We start from the raw sequence: 17,353 nt of genomic DNA on the forward strand, positions 1-17,353 counted from the left end.
ACCAGGGCGACAAAAGTGCCATAGTTGGCGACCTGCCGCAGCCCCTCGAACAAGGCCGGCTGCTCCGGACAACGTAGCCCGGTATCTTCCAACCAGTTGGCGATATTCATGCTCAGCTCCTGCGTGCCTACATCCCTGTGGGTGGAGCAGGAAGGCTAACGGAAGGTTTTTTTTTGTGTTGCAATGCCACGTTGTGAAAAGTGCAATGAGGTGATCAATGGCGCTGGATATGTTGGGGGAGTTGGAGGCTTTCGCGACGGTAGCTCGCAAGCGTAGTTTCATCGCCGCGGCACGTACCCTGGGACGCTCCCCCAGCGCGTTGACCCGTGCCGTTCAGGCCCTGGAGGAAAGTGCCGGGGTCAAGCTGTTCAATCGCTCGTCCAATGCCGTGAGCCTGACCGAGGCGGGTGAGCGCTTCTTGCCCCACGCTTATAAAATGCTGGATCTGCAACGTGAGGCGGATGAGGACCTGGCCGGTCTCAGTGGCCTGGCCCACGGCTGGATTCGCTTTTCCGCCCCCGAGTCGCTCGGTCATGGGGTCTTGCCCCGGTTGATCGCGCAGTACTGCGAGCGTTATCTGGATGTGAACGTCGATGTGATTTTCACCGATGAGACCATCGATCCGGCCAAGAGCAAGCTGGACTTCTCGATTCGCGGCGCGTTTCCGCAATCCAGTGACCTGATCGGCTTTCCGCTCTGGAGTTACTCCCGTTACCTGTATGCCAGTCCCGGCTACCTGGAGCGGCGCGGGACGCCGGACTCTCTCGAGGCGCTGGAGGCGCATGCGTTGATCCTGCATACGGCACCGCGGATCCTCAAGGAGTGGAATTTTCGCAGCGAGGAACACACCACCAGCTTTCGAGTGCATCCGAAGTTTCGTTTCAGCTCCGGCGCGGCGGTGTTCCACGCGGTCCTGGCCGGTGTCGGGATCGCCCGGCTGGCGGACTGGCTGGCCGAGCCGGAGGCGGCGGCGGGGCGTCTGGTCCGGGTCTGTCCCGAGTACAGGCTCACCTCCAGCAGCGGCGAAAACCCGCAGATGCATGCGGTGTACCCGGCCGGGAATCTGCCGCTGCGGGTGAAGTCGCTGCTGGAGGTGATCCGTGGCTTTGGCGAAAGCCTCGATCGCAAGCATTCACTGACGTTCTAGGCCATTGCCAAAGCGCTGTCAGTTCTTGAAGTCTGAGTGCTTTTTGCCCTGGTCGCACAAGGCGAAGACCACGACACAGACCGCCGCGATCGCGAGGATCAGCGCCACGCCGTCAGTGGAATGGGTCGCCGAGGCCGACACCAGCGACAGGGCACCCAGGGGGGCCAGGCCACCGGCGACCGCCGTGCCGATTTCCCGTCCGGTACCAAAGCCCGAGGAGCGGGTCTGGGTCGGGAACTGACGACTCAGGAAGGAGCCCTGCGGCGCGAACATCATCGGCGCCAGGACCCCGGTGCCGATACCGATCGCCAGGTAGATCCGCCAGTTTTCAGCGCTGCCCAGCAGCGTCAGGAAGGGGTAGGCGAACAGCAGCGATAACACCCCGCCGAGAACCAGGACCGCCTTGCTGCTCCAGCGATCGCACAACCAGCCGAAAAACGGCACGGCGACGATGGCCACCAGGCTGGCGAGGGTCACCGAGAGGGAGGTGACGTGCACGTCCACGCCCTTGTATTGGGTTAGGTAGGCGAGGGAAAAGGTCTTGAAGATGTAGCTCAGGGCGTTGTAGCCGATGGCGACGAAAAACACCACGGCCAAACCCTTGAGATCGTTCTTCAGCAACGCTTTCAATGGCGAGACCTTGGGGCGTGCGCGTTTCTGCTGGTTCAGCTCGTTGAACTCCGGGGTTTCCGGAATGCTGTTGCGCACCCACAAGCCGATACCGACCAGGGCGATGCTGCAGATGAAGGGGATCCGCCAACCGCCTTCGAGCAGGAACGCATTGCCATTGAGGGTCAGCAGGTAAATGGTCAGCGACGACAGCAGCAGGCCGAGGTTCAGGCCCAATGCCGGCCAGGCACCCTGGCTGCCGCGCTTGCCCTGGGCGGCGTGCTCGTAGGAGGTCACGGCCGCTCCGGACAGCTCGGCCCCTGCACCCAGGCCCTGGATGATGCGGATCGCGACCAGCAGGGCGGGCGCCCAGAGACCGATGGAGGCGTAGCTGGGAATCAGTCCGATGAGCGTGGTGCAGACACCCATCATGCAGAAGGTCAGGACCAGCACCTGCTTGCGGCCGAACCTGTCGCCCAGGTAGCCGAACAGGATGCCGCCGAACGGACGGGCGATAAAGCCGATGGCAAAGGTCGAGAAGGCCAGCAGCGAGGCGGTCTGCGGGTTGCTGGCGTCGAAGAAGATCTTCGAGAAGACAATCGCCGCCATGGTTGCATAGAGGTAGAAGTCATACCACTCCAGCATCGAGCCGAAGATGGTGGCGGCGGCGATTTTGCGCAGGCGCTTGCGGGTCTGTTGGGGTGTTTCGACGGGGGATCCGGACTCTTCGTATACCGACATCAGTGGGTTCCTTGCAGGTCTTTATAGTTATTTTAAAGTGATCGCTGGTGCGCCCCGTTTGCCTTTCCCGGGCAAACGGAGAGGGCGTACTCCTGTACGCGGGGGGTGTTTTCCTGGTTAACGGGAGGCGAACAGTCGGTCGGCGATCATTTCGCCGATCGGCATGGCGGAGGTGGCGGCCGGTGACGGTGCATTGCAGACATGGACCATGCGCGACGTTTCGGCGAACAGGAAGTCATGCACCAGGGTGCCGTCGCGCATCACCGCTTGGGCGCGGATGCCGGCTTCGTAGGGCAGCAGGTCTTCGACGACCAGGGACGGGCAGTACTTGCGGCACTGTTCCAGGTAGCCGCGCTTGAACAATGAGTTCTTCATTTCCTGGCTGCCGGAGCCCAGGTTCTGCCACAGGGTTTTCCAGAACCCGGGGAAGGCGGCGTATTGCGCGACGTCCTGCCAGTTGACGGAGAACTTGCGGTAGTTCTCCCGGCCCAGCCCCAGTACGGCATTCGGTCCGACCGTGACGCTGCCGTCGATCATGCGGGTCAGGTGCACGCCAAGGAACGGCAGGTCCGGATCCGGAATGGGGTAGATCAGGTGATTGACGATGTCGTTCTTCGACGCCGGCAGGCGGAAGTATTCGCCGCGGAAGGGGATGATCTGGTGGTCGATGCGAATGCCGGCCAGGGTGGCCAGGCGGTCGGACTGCAGGCCGGCACAGGCCACCAGTTTGCGCGCCCGCCAGACGTGGTCGTGACTGCTGATGGTGACCTTGTCGCTGTCTTCCTGGATGGCCGTGACCCGGGTGTCGAGGCGGATCTCGCCGCCACTGGCGGTGATGACTCGGGCCATGGCTTGGCAGATTTCGCGGTAGTCGACGATGCCCGTGGCGTCGAGGAACAGGCCCCCGAGGCCGACGATGTTCGGTTCGCGCCGCCGCAGTTCCTCGGCATCGAGACGCTCGACCCGCATGCCATTGAGTTGCGAGCGCTCGTACAGGGCTTGCATGCGCTGCACTTCGAGGGCAGTGGAGGCCACCAGCAACTTGCCGCAGACCTCGAAGCGGATCCCGTGTTCGCGGCAGAAGTCTTTCGTGGCCTGAGCCCCGCGCTTGCACAGGTCGGCCTTGAGGCTGCCCGGCGCGTAGTAGATGCCGGCATGGATCACGCCGCTGTTATGACCGGTCTGGTGGCGGGCCAGGGTGGCTTCCTTTTCCAGGATCACTAGCGAGGCGCCGGGCTGGCGCTTGAGCAACGCCATGGCGGTGGCCAGGCCGACGATGCCGCCGCCAATGATGCAGAAGTCATAAGTCATGGAGGGGGTCTACCTTGTTATTGTTCATGTCTAGTTATCAGGTTGTCAGACTAATGAGGTCGAGCAAAGGGGCTTGTCCTTGCTCGGGCGCTGCTTGCGCCGCGTGAACCGGCTCAATTCATGGGAGGCAGTTCCAATTGCAAGCGTTTGGCCGAGGCGCGCAGATGCGCCTCGGCACAAGCGGCGGCAGCCTGGCGATTGCTCTCGGCGATGGCCTGGTACAGCGCCTGGTGTTCGCGCCCGGCATCCGCCGAGCCACCGACGGAGCGGGTGGCGGAGTTTTCCCAGGCGGTACGGCGTGCTTCGGCCAGTTGGCCGCGCAGGAAGTCATGGAAGGCGACGAAATAATCGTTCTTGCTGGCCTCGGCAATGGCCCGGTGAAAGGCCACGTCGGCGGCGGCTGCGGCGTCGAAGTCGGTACGTTTGTCGTGCATTTCCTGCAAGGCTTCGCGCATGCGTTGCAGGTCCGCCTCGTCACGGCGCTGGGCGGCAATGGAGGCGGCCTGGGTCTCGATCCACAGGCGCATTTCGAACATCTGCGCCAGGTCCGCCTTGCGCCCCTCGCTCCTGGGAAAGCGAAACACCGTGCCGGTCGGCGTCTGGGAAATGTATGAGCCGAGCCCGCGGCGGGCGATCAGCACACCGTCGGCCTTGAGCTGGGCAATGGCTTCGCGGACTACCGAGCGGCTGACATTCAACTGTTCCGCCAACTGCTGTTCGGTGGGCAGGCGCGATTCGGCCGCCAGGCGCCCGGCATCGATTTCCGCACGAATGGCGCTGACCACTCGTTCAACCAGGGAGTCGGGGCGTTGGAGTTCCAGCATGAAGGACAGGCTCGGTAGTCAGGTTGTCAGACAATGCCCGAGTGATTCAGGGGTTGTCAAGAAAGCGGGCGGCATCAGGTCGGGGCCAAACGTTCCCGGAGCAAGGCCACGAACCGCGTCGCGGCTGGGGACAGGGGCTGGCCGCTGCGGCTGATCAGGCCGATTTCGCGGCTGACGCCGGGGTGTGCCACCGGGCGTTTTTGCAGGCCGCCCAGGCCGTCATCCGCTGACTCCGGCAGCAGCGCCATGCCCAGTCCCTGGCGCACCAGTGCCAGGACCGTGGACATGTAGTTGGCTTCCAGTCCCGGTACCAGCGTCAGGCCTTGTTCGTCGAACAGTTGCTCGACCCGTTCGCGCACGCTGCTGTCGCGTCCGGTGAGGATCATCGGCTGGCCGCTCAAGTCCGCCAGGTCGAGCGTGGTCTTGCGCGTCAGCGGGTGTTCGTCAGGGAGGAACAGGCACAGGCGATCGACCATGACCACCTCGAAGTCCAGACCATGGCTGAGCCGGGCCCGTACCCCCAGTCCGAAGTCCACCTCGTTCTCCCGCACCAGGCTGTCGATGCGCTGCGCGACCACGTCGCGCAGGCGGATTTCGATACCGGGGTAGGCCTGGCGAAACTGCTTCAGTACCGGCGGCAGGGCCCCGGAGCAGATCGACGGCAAGGCGGCCAGGGTCACCACGCCCCGTTGCAGGCTGGCCAGGTCGCGGGAGCCGCTGACGATATTGTCCAGGTCCAGCAACAGTTTCTCCATGGGACCGCGGGCCTGCTGGCCGGCGCCGGTCAGGCTGACCTGGCGCGGGCTGCGCTCCAGCAGGGTGACGCCGAGCCATTCTTCCAACTGTTGGACCTGCACCGTCAGCGCCGAAGGTGAAAGGTGCAGCAGGGCGGCGGCACGGGCGAAGCTGCCGGTCTGGGCGACGGTGAGGAAGGCGCGGATATGCTGGACGGCGTTCTTCATTCTGTTTTTCCGAATGCATGGCGGTGAACATTCCAATTTACAAAGCTTAACCGCGTTCCAATACTCGGGGGAAAACAATAACTGTCCGCCGTTGAGCGGCCCCGGAGTCTTCCCATGCTCGCCACGCTGGGTGTCATCACCATCGTCTGTCTGCTTGCGGCTGTCATGAGCAAGCGTCTCTCGCCCCTGGTCGCGTTGATCGCCTTGCCGATCCTGGCTGCGCTGCTCGGTGGTTTCGGCCTGCAAACCAGTGCCTTTATCATCACCGGTATCAAGAACGTTGCCCCGGTGGTGGGCATGTTCGTGTTCGCCATCCTGTTCTTCGGGGTGATGACCGATGCCGGCATGCTCGACCCGATCATCGACCGCATCCTGCGCACGGTGGGCACGCGGCCCACGCGGATTGTCATGGGCACGACCTTGCTGGCGCTGCTGGTGCACCTTGACGGTTCCGGGGCGGTGACCTTTCTGGTGACGGTCCCGGCGATGCTGCCGCTGTATACGCGGTTGGGCATCGACCGGCGGATCCTCGCCTGTGTCGCGGCGATGGCCGCCGGGGTGAATTTCCTGCCCTGGACCGGCCCGGTGCTGCGCTCGTCGGCGGCCTTGCACGTGCCGGTGGCGGACCTGTTCCAGCCGCTGATTCCGGTGCAGATCGTCGGCCTGCTGTTTGTCTTCGCCAGTGCCTGGTGGTTGGGTCGGCGTGAAGAGCGGCGCCTGGGTCTGGGCGCCGATCTGGCCGTGGGCCACGTGCCGACCCGGGTGATCAGCGAGCAGGAACAAGCCCTGCGCCGCCCACGGCTGTTCCGGGCCAACCTGCTGATGACGGTGCTGGTGATGGCGGTGATGATCGCCGGCTGGGTCGATCCGGTGGTGATGTTCATGCTCGGCACCGTGGTTGCGCTGTGCCTCAACTACCCGAACGTCGACGCCCAGCGCGCCCGTATCGACGCTCACGCCAAGACCGCCCTGACCATGGCCAGCATTCTCCTGGCCGCCGGGGTCTTTACCGGCATCATGCAGGGCAGCGGCATGCTCAAGGCCATGGCCGAAGTGGCGGTGGCGCAGATCCCGGCCGGCCACGGCAAGCTGATTCCGGCGCTGGTGGGTTTCCTGTCGATGCCGCTGAGCCTGTTGTTTGATCCGGATTCCTTTTACTTCGGGGTGATGCCGGTGATCGCCGAGGTCGGCAAGGCCCTCGGCGTGGAGCCGTTGCAGGTGGCCCAGGCGTCCTTGCTGGGGGTGCACACCACCGGTTTCCCGGTCAGTCCGCTGACGCCGGCGACCTTTTTGCTGGTGGGCCTGTGCAAGATCGAACTGGCCGATCACCAGCGTTTCACTATTCCTTTCCTGCTCGCCGCCTCGGTGCTGATGACCTTGACGGCGTTGCTCCTGGGCGTCTTTTGAAATGAGGGACCTTGCGATGAAAACCTTGCGTATCGGCTCCGGTGCCGGCTATTCGGGCGACCGCATCGAACCGGCGGTGGAACTGGCGGCCAAGGGCGAGCTGGATTACCTGGTGTTCGAATGCCTGGCCGAACGGACCATCGCCCTGGCGCAACAGGCCCGGCTCAGTGATCCGGAGGCCGGTTATGACCCCTTGCTGCGTGAGCGGATGGAGCGGGTATTGCCCTTCGTCGCCGGTGCCGGACGGCGCCTGCGGATCATCACCAATATGGGCGCGGCCAATCCCCTGGCTGCCGCGCGCGAGGTGCGCCGGATCGCTGTCGAGCTGGGCCTGCACGGACTCAGGATTGCCGCGGTGACCGGCGACGATGTGCTTGAGGCGCTGCGTGCCGAGCCGAGCCGGGTGCTGGACAACGGTTTGCGGGTGGAGCAATTGGGCGATCGGCTGGTCTCCGCCAATGCCTACCTCGGCGCGGAAGGTATTGTCCAGGCGCTGGCAGCCGATGCCGATGTGGTGATCACCGGCCGGGTGGCCGATCCGTCGCTGTTCCTCGCGCCGCAGTGCTTCGAGTTCGGCTGGGCGGCGGACGATTGGCAACGCCTGGGGCGCGGCACCCTGGTCGGCCATCTGCTGGAGTGCGCGGGACAGATCACCGGCGGTTACTTTGCCGATCCGAGCGTCAAGGAGGTGCCGGACCTGGCGCACCTGGGCTTTCCCCTGGCCGAAGTGGATGCCGAGGGCCGGGCGACCATCACCAAGGTCGCCGGCAGTGGCGGGCGGGTGGACGCCGCCACCTGCACGGAGCAGTTGCTCTATGAGGTGCATGACCCGACGGCCTACCTGACGCCGGATGTGACGGCGGATTTCCAGGGGGTGAGTTTTATCGAGGAAGGTACGGACCGGGTGGGCGTGCGGGGCGCGGACGGACGGCAGCGTCCGAACAGCTTGAAGGTCTCGGTCGGTTACCTGGATGGCTGGATCGGTGAGGGGCAGATGTCCTACGGTGGTCCGGGCGCCCTGGCACGGGCGCGGCTGGCGCGGGAGATCGTCTTGCAGCGCCTGGAAATCATCGGGGTGAAGGCCGAGGAGGTCCGCGCGGAGCTGATGGGCGTGGACGCCCTGTATGGTGAAGCGCTGAGTGCGCGAGGGCAGGGCGAACCCTGGGAGGTGCGCTTGCGGGTGGCCGCGCGTTGTGCGGATCGGGCTGACGCGCTGCGCGTCGGCAATGAAGTGGAGACGTTGTACACCAACGGCCCGTCAGGCGGTGGTGGCGCGAGCAAGAGCGTGCGGCAGGTGGTGGCGGTGGCGTCGCTGCTGCTGCCACGGGAAAACCTGAGCGCAACCGTTCACCTGGAGGATCAGCCATGAATCGTCTTCAATTGCGCCACTTTGCCCATTCGCGCACGGGCGACAAGGGCGACACCTCGAATATCTCGGTGATCGCCTACCGTGCCGAGGACTACCCCAGGTTATGCGAATGGCTGACCGCTGAGCGGGTGGCGGACTACTTTGCGCCCTTGCTCGAGCCGACGGCCGGACCGGTGCGGCGTTATGCGTTGCCGGGTGTGCGGGCCTTGAATTTCGTATTGCCGGGCATCCTGCGGGGCGGGGTGACCCGTTCCCTGGCGCTGGATGCCCATGGCAAGAGCCTCGGCTCGGCGTTGCTGGATATGCCGTGGGAGCGCGATTAACCCACTTGTTTCAAGCGTTGCGCGACACGCTCGACGATCAGTCCTCGCTGCTTGCGCGACTCTGCGGCCCGTTGCAGGGCTATCTCCCGTACGTCTGCGGGCGCCGTCTCCGGGCTGCCGGCGTTGAACGGTGGCGCCGGCGCGTACTCCAGTTGCAACTGGATCAGCTGGGCCTCTTGCGCGCCCACCAGTTCAGCGGCCAGGGTCAGGGCAAAGTCGATCCCGGCGGTGATGCCGCCGCCGGTCAACAGGTTGCCGTCACGGACCACGCGGTCCTTCACGGGGATGGCCCCGAGACCTGCCAGCAGGTGGTGATAGGCCCAGTGGGTCGTGGCCTTGCGACCTTGCAGCAGCCCGGCGGCCCCCAGCACCAGGGCGCCGGTGCAGACCGAGGTGACATAACGCGCCTGGGCGGCTTGCCGGGCGATGAACGCGAGGGTCTCGGGATCTTCCATCAACGGCCCGACTCCGGCACCGCCTGGAATGCAGATCACATCCAGCGCTGGGCAGTCCTCGAAAGTGGTGGTGGGTGTAAAGACCAGGCCGCTGCTGGAGGTGATCGGCGCCAGGTCCTTCCAGATCAAGTGGAGCCGGGCGTCGGGCAACGAGGCAAGGACGTCGTAGGGACCGGTGAGGTCCAGCTGTTGGACTTTGGGGAACAACAGAAAGCCGATATGCAGCGTCATGGCGATAGCTCCTTGGGAGTGAATAGGCGGGTCCTGCGAGGCTGGACGGGTCCACTGTAGTTCCGTAGGCTTTGGCGTATCTGCCATTGACCCCACTTTTCACGCCAATGCCCATGAACGCCCCCAGAACGATCCGGATCCTGGCTTTTCCCAATGTGCAGGTGCTCGATGTCACAGGGCCGCTGCAGGTCTTCGCCTCGGCCAACGACCTGGCACGTGCCCAGGGTCTGCCGCTGCCCTATGCCGTGAGTGTGATTGCCGCCCAGCGCGAACCGGTGATGAGTTCGGCGGGGCTGGCCCTGGTGGCGGAGCCGTTGCCGGCGCCAGGCACGCCCTGCGATACCCTGCTCATCGCCGGTGGCTGGGGCACCTATGCCGCTTCCGAGGACCCGACGCTGGTGGCCTGGGTGCGTCAGCAGGCCGGTTGCGCCCGCCGGGTCGCCTCGGTCTGCACCGGGGCGTTCCTGCTGGCGGCCAGTGGCTGGCTGGACGGGCGGCGGGTGGCAACCCACTGGACCCGTTGCGAACAATTGGCGGCGCAGTACCCGCGGGTGCAGGTCGAGCCCAATCCGATCTTTATCAACGACGGCCCGGTCTGGACCTCGGCGGGGGTGACGGCGGGCATCGACCTGTCCCTGGCATTGGTTGAAGCGGACCTGGGACGGCCCGTGGCCTTGGAGGTCGCGCGGCATCTGGTGGTGTTTCTGAAACGCCCTGGTGGGCAATCGCAATTCAGCGCCACCCTGTCCCTGCAGAAGTCCGGCAGCCGCTTTGGCGACCTGCACGCCTGGATCGCCGAGCACCTGGCGCAGGACCTGTCGATCCCGATCCTGGCGCAGCAGACGGGCATGAGCGAGCGCAGTTTCGTGCGTCACTACCGGGCGGAAACCGGGCAGACGCCGGCCCGGGCCATCGAGCAGATCCGTGTGGAAAGCGCCCGCCGCCTGCTCGGCGACACCGCGATGCCGATCAAGCGCATTGCCGCCCGTTGCGGTTTCGGCAGCGAGGAAACCCTGCGCCGCAGCTTTTTGCGGGCCCTGAGCGTCACGCCGCAGGCCTACCGTGAGCGCTTTTCGGCGCAGCCATGAAATGCCCACGGGGAGACCGTCGATCCACTTCGTTGACCTAAGCCATCCCCTGAGCTCCGATGACGTTTAAGCTATTGGAATATCGGACGTAGTTCGCAATAAAACCTACGCCTCAAGCATGTTCTGCAAGAGTTATGGCATCATGCCATTAATGCTTTCCCTGATAGCTAAAATAAGATGAGCACCGGTCAGTGTCAGTGATTCCCCTACTTGTGTGTGACGACTCCAACATGGCCCGTAAGCAGGTATTACGGGCACTGCCGGCGGATTGGCAGGTTTCGATCACCGAGGCCGGCGATGGTCGACAGGGGTTGGATGCCATTCGCCGGGGATTGGGGCAGGTGGTGCTGCTCGACCTGACCATGCCGGAAATGGATGGCTACCAGGTGCTCTCGGCGATACGCGCCGAAGGGTTGCAGGCGCAGGTGATCGTGATTTCCGGGGACGTCCAGGAAGAGGCGCTGCGCCGGGTGCGCGAGCTGGGCGCGCTGGCGTTCCTGAAAAAGCCCTTCGACCAGGATGAGTTGCGCCAGACCCTTGACCAGTTGGGGCTCCTGAATGCCTCAGGCCAGGCGCAGGTAGCCGTTCGCCCTGAACCGACGACTGAAATCAGCTTTCGCGATGCCTTTCGCGAAACGGTCAACGTGGCCATTGGTCGTGCGGCGGCGCTGATCGCCAAGGTCCTGGGGGTGTTCGTGCAGTTGCCGGTGCCGAACGTGAATATCCTCGAAGTGGGCGAGTTGCACATGGCGCTGATGGATGCTGGAAACTGCAACCAGCTCACGGCCATTTGCCAGGGCTTTATCGGCAGCGGCATTGCCGGCGAAGCCTTGCTGATGTTCCACGATTCGGAAATCGCCGACATGGCGCAGCTGATGCAGCGCCAAGGCGCCGAGTATTCGGACCTGGAAATGTTGCTGGATCTCTCCAGTGTGCTGATCGGTGCGTGCCTGAGCAGTATTGCTGATCAGATCGACGTGGTGTTTTCCCAGGGCCACCCGCAGATACTCGGGCAACACGCGGCCATCGATGAACTGATTCGGGTCAACCGGCAGCGCTGGAAAAAGACCCTGGCGGTGGAGATCAGCTACAGCCTGGAAGGACACGACATTCATTTCGACTTGCTGTTGTTGTTCACGGAGGACTCCATCGAGCGGTTGACCCACAAACTCGCCTACCTGATGAGCTGAGCCATGAACGACCCTCTCGATCTGAACGAGTTTCATTGGTTACTGACGATTGTCCAGAGCATCGACGTCGGCGTGGTGGTGCTGGACCGCGACTACCGCGTGCAGGTCTGGAACACCTTCATGGAAAACCGTTCCGGGGTGCAGCCCAAGGACGCCAACAGTCGGTCCTTCTTCAGCCTGTTTCCCGAGGTGGATCGCGAATGGTTCAGCCGCAAGGTGGAGAGCGTCGCGACCCTCGGTACGCCGGCGTTCACCATCTGGGAGCAGCGGCCTTATCTGGTGCGGTTCAAGAACTACCAGCCGATCACCGGCCAGGAAGACTTCATGTACCAGAACACCACCTTGTTGCCGTTGCGCTCCACCAACAGTGAAATCTCCCACATCTGCCTGGTGATCTACGACGTCACCGACGTGGCCACCAACCGGCACCAGCTCCAGGCGGCCAATGCCAAGTTGCAGAAACTCTCCAGCACCGACCGGCTGACCGGCTTGTACAACCGTGGGCACTGGGAGGAAAGCCTGAAGGTGGCTTATGCCCGCAACCAGCGTTATGGCAATGCCACGAGCCTGGTGATGTTCGACATCGACCACTTCAAACGGGTCAATGACACCTATGGTCACCAGGCGGGCGACAAGGTCATCGAGCGGGTGGCCGAGGTGGTCCGCGAGCATGTGCGCGACAGCGATGTGGCCGGGCGCTATGGCGGCGAAGAGTTTGGCGTGGTGCTGTCGGACACCGACAAGGCGGGGGGGCGTTTTTTTGCCGAGCGCCTGCGCAAGGCGATCGAAGGCCTGGAAGTGTTGCACGAAGGACAGGGAATCCGCTTCACCATCAGCCTCGGGGTGGCGGATCTGAGTCGGCCTTCGATCAGTCACGCCGATCTGATCGCCTGGGCGGACCACGCGTTGTACGCGTCGAAGAAGGGCGGGCGTAATCGGGTGACGGTGTACGAATAAAGGATGGGCCGCAGGCTCAGGCCCGCCGCGCCATCAGCAACATCGAAGCCGCCCCGGACAACAGCAGGGCACAACCGCGATTGAACAGGCGCTTGCCCCGAGGTTCGGCGAACCAGCGGCGCATGTGCACGCCCATGTAGGCGTAGGCGCTGATGGCGATCCATTCCAGGATCAGGAACAGGCTGCCCAATACGGCGAACTGGGCGGATACGCCCTGGGCCGGGTCGACGAACTGGGGGAGGAAGGCGGTGAAGATCAGGATGGCTTTCGGATTTCCCGCAGCGACCAGGAACTCCTGGCGGGCGAGGGCGGGCAAGCTGGCCGTTGCTCGTTCCGTGGTGGCTTCGGTGTCGGGGTTGGCGCGCCAGAGCTGGATGGCGAGATAGATCAGGTAGGCCGCGCCGAGCATCTTGATGCCGTAGAACAGCAGCTCCGAGGCTTGCAGCACCACCGCCAGGCCCGCCGAGGCCAGGGCGATCATTCCGGAGAAAGCCAGCAACCGCCCCAGGCCTGCCAGGCACGAGGTGCGAAAGCCATAGCGCGTCGAGTTGCTGACCGACAGCAGGTTGTTCGGGCCGGGGGCCATGTTCAGGGCGAAGCACGCCGGGATGAAGAGGATCAGGGTCGATACATCCATGGCAGGCTCCGGGATCGAGGGGCGGAAAACTCGACGATAACGTCAAGTCCTGGCCATGCGCCAGAGTGCCTGAGGCTTTGCGCATCTGTACCTGAAACTTGTCGCGCAGGTGTACCGTATCGGGTCACTGAGCGTAGGGCGATACCCGATTTACAGGGGGCGCTGGCGGCTCAAAAGCCCCCGAGAGGAGGGAAGTGGGCCGTGATCAAGAATAAGTAGCTGTTTTCAAACAAATTTGTGCGTTTGGGGGCTTCCCAGGCGAAGCGAAAATTGATAAATTTCCGCCCACTCTTGCAGCGACCCTCTTCGGGTCGGCACGCTGCAAAATCAACAAGCGGGTGTCCAGCACTCGTCGCAACAGATACAGGGGCGTCGCCAAGCGGTAAGGCAGCAGGTTTTGATCCTGCCATGCGTTGGTTCGAATCCAGCCGCCCCTGCCATTTTCCTATACTCATCCAGGTTACCCTCAGCCTTCAGGTACTGCGCGTGTCCAAGATGATGGTCTTTACGGGGAATGCCAACCCCGATCTGGCTCGGCGTGTCGTACGTCAGCTGCATATCCCACTCGGTGACATTTCTGTCGGTAAGTTCTCCGACGGCGAAATCACCGCTGAGATCAATGAAAACGTCCGCGGTAAAGACGTCTTCATCATTCAGCCGACTTGCGCTCCGACCAACGATAACCTGATGGAACTCGTCGTGATGGCTGATGCCTTCCGCCGTTCCTCAGCCACTCGAATCACTGCGGTGATCCCTTACTTTGGTTATGCCCGTCAGGATCGCCGTCCGCGTTCCGCGCGTGTGGCAATCAGCGCGAAAGTCGTCGCTGACATGCTCACCGTCGTCGGCATCGACCGTGTTCTCACGGTTGACCTGCACGCAGACCAGATCCAGGGTTTCTTCGATATTCCGGTAGATAACATCTACGGCTCCCCCGTTCTGGTGGATGACATCGAAGATCAACGCTTCGAAAACCTGATGATCGTGTCTCCGGACATTGGCGGCGTCGTGCGTGCACGGGCTGTTGCCAAGTCGCTGGGCGTGGATCTGGGCATCATCGACAAACGTCGTGAGAAGGCCAACCACTCCGAAGTGATGCACATCATCGGTGACGTCGAAGGCCGCACCTGCATTCTCGTCGATGACATGGTCGACACCGCCGGCACCCTGTGCCACGCGGCGAAAGCCCTCAAGGAACATGGCGCTGCCAAGGTCTTTGCCTACTGCACACACCCTGTGCTGTCGGGTCGCGCGATCGAGAACATTGAAAATTCCGTGCTGGACGAGCTGGTGGTGACCAACACCATCCCGCTGTCCGCTGCCGCACAAGCCTGTGCACGTATCCGTCAACTGGATATCGCACCGGTAGTCGCCGAAGCGGTTCGCCGCATCAGCAACGAAGAATCGATCAGCGCGATGTTCCGCTAAGGGCCCTGCCCGGCAGACACCTCGTTGACGTAAAGCGCCCCGCCCCAACACCCATGTTGGGGCGGGGCTTTTTTGCCCATACCGCTCACGTCGGTCGCAGACGTGACGGGACATGGCTATTTTGGAGATACAAAATGACTGATTTCATCCTGAACGCCGAAGCGCGTAACGACCTGGGGAAAGGTGCGAGCCGCCGCCTGCGTCGTCTCGCCAACCAGGTTCCTGCCGTTGTCTACGGTGGCGACAAGGCTCCTGAGTCCATCACCATGCTGGCCAAAGAAGTGGCCAAGCTGTTCGAAGACGAGGCTGCTTTCAGCCACGTGATCGAACTGAACGTCGGCGGCACCAAGCAGAGCGTGATCGTTAAAGCCCTGCAGCGTCACCCAGCCAAGCAGTTCATCATGCACGCCGACTTCGTTCGCGTTGTTGCCGGCAAGAAACTGACTGCTACCGTTCCTGTGCACTTCATCAACGAAGCAGCTCCAGTGAAGAAAGGCGGCGAGATCTCCCACGTTGTGGGCGAGATCGAAGTGTCTTGCGAAGCCAAGGACCTGCCTGAGTTCATCGAAGTCGACCTGGCTGACGCCGAAGTGGGTTCGATCATCCACCTGTCGAACCTCAAGGCTCCGAAAGGCGTTGAGTTCGTCGCACTGGCTCACGGTAACGACCTGGCTGTTGCCAACGTTCACGCGCCACGTGTTGCACCAGAAGCCGCTGCCGAGTAATCGTTTACTCCGCAACGTCGGAGTCATGGAAACATCGCGAGCTGGCAAGTAGCGAGTAAAGCGGGCGGGATCGCGAAGTTTGCATCATGTAAATGAGCACGTTTCGTCCACCTTCGCCGCTACGCCGAATAGCCGCGATGTTATCCACAACTCCGAGGAAGGGCCCCTGTCGTGACTGCCATCAAACTGATCGTTGGCCTGGGAAATCCAGGCACCGAATACGAACAGACCCGGCATAACGCGGGGGCCCTTTTTGTTGAGCGCATCGCCCACGCCCAAGGTGTCAACCTGGTGGCCGATCGCAAATATTTCGGCCTGACCGGGCGCTTCAGTCACCAGGGTCAGGATGTTCGTCTGTTGATCCCCACCACCTACATGAACCGCAGCGGCCAGGCCGTGGCGGCATTGGCTGGATTCTTCCGCATCACGCCCGAAGAAATCCTGGTGGCCCACGACGAGCTGGACTTGCCTCCCGGCGTCGCCAAGCTCAAACAGGGCGGCGGACACGGCGGGCACAACGGCCTGCGCGACATCATCGCGCAGCTCGGCAACCAGAATACCTTTCACCGCCTGCGGCTTGGCATTGGCCACCCGGGCGTTGCCAGTATGGTTTCAAATTTTGTCCTGGGTCGTGCGCCACGCGCCGAACAGGAAAAGCTCGATGCCAGCATCGATTTTGCCCTCGGCGTGCTGCCGGATATCCTCGCCGGGGAATGGAACCGAGCGATGAAAAACCTGCACAGCCAGAAGGCCTGACTCTTATCCGAGGGGAAACACCATGGGATTCAATTGCGGCATCGTCGGCCTGCCCAACGTCGGCAAATCCACCCTGTTCAACGCCCTGACCAAATCCGGTATCGCGGCGGAGAACTTCCCCTTCTGCACCATCGAACCGAACAGCGGTATCGTGGCGATGCCCGACCCGCGCCTGCAGGCCCTGGCCGAGATCGTCAAGCCCAAGCGCATCCTGCCGACCACCATGGAATTCGTCGACATCGCGGGCCTCGTGGCCGGTGCGTCGAAAGGTGAAGGCCTGGGCAACAAATTCCTCGCCAACATCCGCGAGACCGATGCCATCGCCCACGTGGTCCGCTGCTTCGAAGACGACAACGTGATTCACGTCGCCAACAGCGTCGACCCCAAGCGCGACATCGAGATCATCGAGCTGGAACTGATCTTCGCCGACCTCGAAAGCTGCGAGAAGCAACTGCAGAAAGTCGCGCGCAACGCCAAGGGCGGCGACAAGGACGCCGTGGTGCAAAAGGGCCTGCTGGAGCAGCTGATCGCCCACTTCACCGAAGCCAAGCCGGCACGCAGCCTGATGAAGAACATGGGTGCCGACGAAAAGGCGGTGATCCGTGGCTTCCACCTGCTGACCACTAAGCCTGTGATGTACATCGCCAACGTCGCCGAAGACGGCTTCGAGAACAACCCGCTGCTGGACGCGGTCAAGGCCATTGCCGAGGAAGAAGGCGCGGTGGTGGTGCCGGTGTGCAACAAGATCGAAGCGGAAATCGCCGAGCTGGACGACGGTGAAGAGAAGGACATGTTCCTTGAAGCCCTGGGCCTTGAAGAACCTGGCCTGAACCGCGTGATCCGTGCCGGCTACGAAATGCTCCACCTGCAGACCTACTTCACCGCCGGTGTCGAGGAAGTCCGCGCCTGGACCGTGCGTGTCGGTGCGACCGCGCCACAGGCCGCCGGTGTGATCCACACCGACTTCGAAAAAGGCTTCATCCGCGCCGAAGTGATCGCCTACAACGACTTCATCCAGTACAAGGGCGAAGCCGGGACCAAGGAAGCCGGCAAATGGCGCCTGGAAGGCAAGGATTACATCGTCAAGGACGGTGATGTGATGCACTTCCGCTTCAACGTCTAACTGGTCCGTATTAACTCACGACGGTCCAATTTGGCCCAGTTCTGAAGAAGCCCTGTAGATACAGGGCTTC

17 protein-coding genes and 1 tRNA gene are annotated in these 17,353 nt (G+C 62.9%); 12 read left to right on the plus strand and 6 right to left on the minus strand.

Annotated features, from left to right (window positions below):
* Window positions 1-217 precede the first annotated feature (217 nt).
* Entirely contained in the window at window positions 218-1,147 is a 930-nt protein-coding gene (locus UCMB321_RS27855) for a LysR family transcriptional regulator (protein ID WP_040066583.1), read from the plus strand.
* 18 nt (window positions 1,148-1,165) lie between these two features.
* On the opposite strand, the gene UCMB321_RS27860 is transcribed toward UCMB321_RS27855, so the two are convergent.
* The 4 genes from UCMB321_RS27860 to UCMB321_RS27875 form a co-directional block, all read right to left on the minus strand.
* Window positions 1,166-2,497: an MFS transporter gene (locus UCMB321_RS27860; protein WP_040066581.1), complete on the minus strand. Its 1,332-nt coding sequence runs from the start codon at window positions 2,495-2,497 to the stop codon at window positions 1,166-1,168.
* Between the two features lie 117 nt (window positions 2,498-2,614).
* Entirely contained in the window at window positions 2,615-3,808 is a 1,194-nt protein-coding gene (gene lhgO, locus UCMB321_RS27865) for an L-2-hydroxyglutarate oxidase (protein WP_040066579.1), read from the minus strand.
* Window positions 3,809-3,921: 113 nt separating this feature from the next.
* Window positions 3,922-4,632 carry a FadR/GntR family transcriptional regulator gene (locus UCMB321_RS27870; protein ID WP_040066578.1) on the minus strand — a complete coding sequence of 237 codons (711 nt, stop codon included), beginning with the start codon at window positions 4,630-4,632 and terminating at the stop codon, window positions 3,922-3,924.
* Between the two features lie 74 nt (window positions 4,633-4,706).
* Complete coding sequence (locus tag UCMB321_RS27875; protein WP_040066576.1) at window positions 4,707-5,594, minus strand: LysR family transcriptional regulator; 888 nt, start codon at window positions 5,592-5,594, stop codon at window positions 4,707-4,709.
* Window positions 5,595-5,708: 114 nt separating this feature from the next.
* On the opposite strand from UCMB321_RS27875, the gene UCMB321_RS27880 reads away from it, so the two are divergent.
* Genes UCMB321_RS27880 through UCMB321_RS27890 form a run of 3 tightly spaced genes read left to right on the plus strand, consistent with a single transcriptional unit; the run spans window position 5,709 to window position 8,693 of the window.
* Window positions 5,709-7,001, plus strand: coding sequence for a CitMHS family transporter (locus tag UCMB321_RS27880; RefSeq protein WP_040066574.1), 1,293 nt, complete (start codon window positions 5,709-5,711; stop codon window positions 6,999-7,001).
* A gap of 16 nt (window positions 7,002-7,017) precedes the next feature.
* Complete coding sequence (locus UCMB321_RS27885; protein WP_040066573.1) at window positions 7,018-8,370, plus strand: acyclic terpene utilization AtuA family protein; 1,353 nt, start codon at window positions 7,018-7,020, stop codon at window positions 8,368-8,370.
* Window positions 8,367-8,693 (plus strand): AtuA-related protein, encoded by a 327-nt coding sequence (locus UCMB321_RS27890; protein WP_040066572.1) that lies wholly within the window; start codon window positions 8,367-8,369, stop codon window positions 8,691-8,693. The genes UCMB321_RS27885 and UCMB321_RS27890 overlap by 4 nt, the downstream gene beginning before the upstream one ends.
* Here the strand turns inward: UCMB321_RS27890 and inhA are convergent.
* The gene (gene inhA / locus UCMB321_RS27895) at window positions 8,690-9,379 is read right to left on the minus strand and encodes an isonitrile hydratase (RefSeq protein WP_040066570.1); all 690 of its coding nucleotides are present in this window, start codon (window positions 9,377-9,379) and stop codon (window positions 8,690-8,692) included. The two genes, UCMB321_RS27890 and inhA, sit on opposite strands and share 4 nt — an antisense overlap.
* Before the next feature lie 107 nt (window positions 9,380-9,486).
* On the opposite strand from inhA, the gene UCMB321_RS27900 reads away from it, so the two are divergent.
* From UCMB321_RS27900 to UCMB321_RS27910, 3 genes are all read left to right on the plus strand, one after another.
* Window positions 9,487-10,467 (plus strand): GlxA family transcriptional regulator, encoded by a 981-nt coding sequence (locus UCMB321_RS27900; RefSeq protein WP_040066569.1) that lies wholly within the window; start codon window positions 9,487-9,489, stop codon window positions 10,465-10,467.
* Between the two features lie 191 nt (window positions 10,468-10,658).
* Window positions 10,659-11,657 carry a response regulator gene (locus UCMB321_RS27905; RefSeq protein WP_084614929.1) on the plus strand — a complete coding sequence of 333 codons (999 nt, stop codon included), beginning with the start codon at window positions 10,659-10,661 and terminating at the stop codon, window positions 11,655-11,657.
* 3 nt (window positions 11,658-11,660) lie between these two features.
* On the plus strand, window positions 11,661-12,614 hold the full coding sequence (locus UCMB321_RS27910) for a GGDEF domain-containing protein (RefSeq protein ID WP_040066567.1): 954 nt from the start codon (window positions 11,661-11,663) through the stop codon (window positions 12,612-12,614).
* Between the two features lie 16 nt (window positions 12,615-12,630).
* Here the strand turns inward: UCMB321_RS27910 and UCMB321_RS27915 are convergent, their stop codons facing one another.
* Window positions 12,631-13,251: a LysE family translocator gene (locus UCMB321_RS27915; RefSeq protein WP_040066566.1), complete on the minus strand. Its 621-nt coding sequence runs from the start codon at window positions 13,249-13,251 to the stop codon at window positions 12,631-12,633.
* A 365-nt stretch (window positions 13,252-13,616) separates the two neighbouring features.
* Between UCMB321_RS27915 and UCMB321_RS27920 the strand changes: the two genes are divergently transcribed.
* The 5 genes from UCMB321_RS27920 (at window position 13,617) to ychF (ending at window position 17,283) form a co-directional block, all read left to right on the plus strand.
* Window positions 13,617-13,691: transfer RNA gene (locus UCMB321_RS27920), tRNA-Gln, on the plus strand.
* Between the two features lie 46 nt (window positions 13,692-13,737).
* Window positions 13,738-14,679 (plus strand): ribose-phosphate pyrophosphokinase, encoded by a 942-nt coding sequence (locus UCMB321_RS27925; protein ID WP_003171603.1) that lies wholly within the window; start codon window positions 13,738-13,740, stop codon window positions 14,677-14,679.
* A 134-nt stretch (window positions 14,680-14,813) separates the two neighbouring features.
* Window positions 14,814-15,404 (plus strand): 50S ribosomal protein L25/general stress protein Ctc, encoded by a 591-nt coding sequence (locus UCMB321_RS27930; protein WP_040064213.1) that lies wholly within the window; start codon window positions 14,814-14,816, stop codon window positions 15,402-15,404.
* A 171-nt stretch (window positions 15,405-15,575) separates the two neighbouring features.
* Window positions 15,576-16,160, plus strand: coding sequence for an aminoacyl-tRNA hydrolase (gene pth / locus UCMB321_RS27935; protein WP_040064210.1), 585 nt, complete (start codon window positions 15,576-15,578; stop codon window positions 16,158-16,160).
* A gap of 22 nt (window positions 16,161-16,182) precedes the next feature.
* Window positions 16,183-17,283 (plus strand): redox-regulated ATPase YchF, encoded by a 1,101-nt coding sequence (gene ychF / locus UCMB321_RS27940; protein ID WP_040064209.1) that lies wholly within the window; start codon window positions 16,183-16,185, stop codon window positions 17,281-17,283.
* Window positions 17,284-17,353: the final 70 nt, after the last annotated feature.

This window comes from Pseudomonas batumici, assembly GCF_000820515.1.
Classification (GTDB): domain Bacteria; phylum Pseudomonadota; class Gammaproteobacteria; order Pseudomonadales; family Pseudomonadaceae; genus Aquipseudomonas; species Aquipseudomonas batumici.